At 42.1% G+C, this 1,317-nt stretch carries 3 protein-coding genes; all 3 read right to left on the bottom strand.

Annotated features, from left to right (window positions below):
- Positions 1-324: 324 nt before the first annotated feature.
- Positions 325-714 carry a hypothetical protein gene (locus Xhom_RS24890; RefSeq protein ID WP_069315923.1) on the bottom strand — a complete coding sequence of 130 codons (390 nt, stop codon included), beginning with the start codon at positions 712-714 and terminating at the stop codon, positions 325-327.
- Between the two features lie 136 nt (positions 715-850).
- Entirely contained in the window at positions 851-1,060 is a 210-nt protein-coding gene (locus tag Xhom_RS24885; RefSeq protein ID WP_069315924.1) for a crAss001_48 related protein, read from the bottom strand.
- A partial coding sequence (locus Xhom_RS24880) for a lysis system i-spanin subunit Rz (protein WP_338063753.1) occupies positions 1,057-1,317 on the bottom strand: 261 nt, incomplete at its 5' end. The genes Xhom_RS24885 and Xhom_RS24880, both read right to left, overlap by 4 nt.

The raw sequence follows: 1,317 nt of genomic DNA, 5'->3' as shown, positions 1-1,317 counted from the left end.
TGTTATTGGGGAAAAATGGGTTTATTAGATTTACCAGTTTTTGTGATAACAACGTTGTAAAAGATGTGGAGAATGATTATGAAAAAATATCTTCTTCTTTGCCTAGTAGCAGGCTCGACTCTTTTAGCTTCGATGCAGACTTATGCTGTTGTCTGCTTACCTTTTGCTTTCTTACCCTTAGCATATACAGAGTGTATAGCTACCTGTCTTGTGTTAAATCCGGATAAAACGACTAAATACTGTTTATAATAACAATCAAGCAGGAGACAGGATGGCTCCTGCCACCCCAGTATCATTGGCTCTGAGGTGGCAGGGTTGCATATCTTACTTAACCACTTCTACCGTAGCACCGCTTTCATTGGTGATATAAAGCTGATCCCCTTTATAGAGGAATTGATATCCACTCCCACCCAGTTCTGGAATTTCTGGGAATGCAGGGCTGGGTATTGATGAACAGACAATGGCGATACAGTCATCCGCTGTTACATTTTCACGAGTCACGCTGAGTGAATGCTCTTCTTCAACAACCTGTGTCATTTCTTCATCTGAATAGGAGGGCGGGATAAACTCAATGACATCTGGCGTTTCAACACCGAGTTCTTTTGTCAATTCAAATGCCTGCTTCCATTGAGGTGAACCAATACGAGCAATAGTAATTTCTTTGGTTTCATACAATGATGTAGCGTTTTCGATAATCTGTTTAACTGTAAACATTATTTCTTTTCCTGTTTCTAATAATAAAAAGTCCTGATTACTCAGGGGGCGTTGACATTCGGTATTAACCTACTCCTGCCACCCCAGTATCATTTGTTCTGAGGTGGCAAGGTGTTCTTTTCTGCTGGGTGGTGCATTAAAACCGTCTAAATCGCCTGTGCAGGATTTCACAATACAGCTTCATTGTTGATAACTGCGTGTCTAAAAGAATCTGATCAACCTCATTTAACTTGTAATAGGTTGCACTACCGATGAAGTCGGATAGTTTTTCAATCCTTTCATCAAGTTCTTTCATTTCATCAATAACACGTTGTTGATGTGGTTGTATGGCTTGTTGGTCGTTCATTTCTTCACCTTATAACATCCAGTATTCACGTAATCCCTCAATCCAAGGAACTGGCTTTCGAGGGTTTCAAGTTCTCCGAGGAGACGTACATAATCTTGTTCAGCGTCTTTCGCCAGTCTGGCGGGTCTTGAACTATCCACGCCGGAGGGGGCAGAGGTTTCACGCACGGGGCACTCGGCTTTGACGAACACGCGCTGAGTGTTAGTGCGCAAATCGTCACTGAGCTGATCAATCTTAGATTTAGCATTGGCAAGTAC

The organism is Xenorhabdus hominickii (genome assembly GCF_002632725.1).
Classification (GTDB): domain Bacteria; phylum Pseudomonadota; class Gammaproteobacteria; order Enterobacterales; family Enterobacteriaceae; genus Xenorhabdus; species Xenorhabdus hominickii.
This window is presented reverse-complemented; position numbering and strand designations above follow the sequence as displayed.

Excerpts from the sequence above, each read along its gene's own strand:
- Xhom_RS24890 (WP_069315923.1), bottom strand. The coding sequence starts at position 714 with ATGTTTACAGTTAAACAGATTATCGAAAACGCTACATCATTGTATGAA.
- Xhom_RS24885 (WP_069315924.1), bottom strand. The coding sequence starts at position 1,060 with ATGAACGACCAACAAGCCATACAACCACATCAACAACGTGTTATTGAT.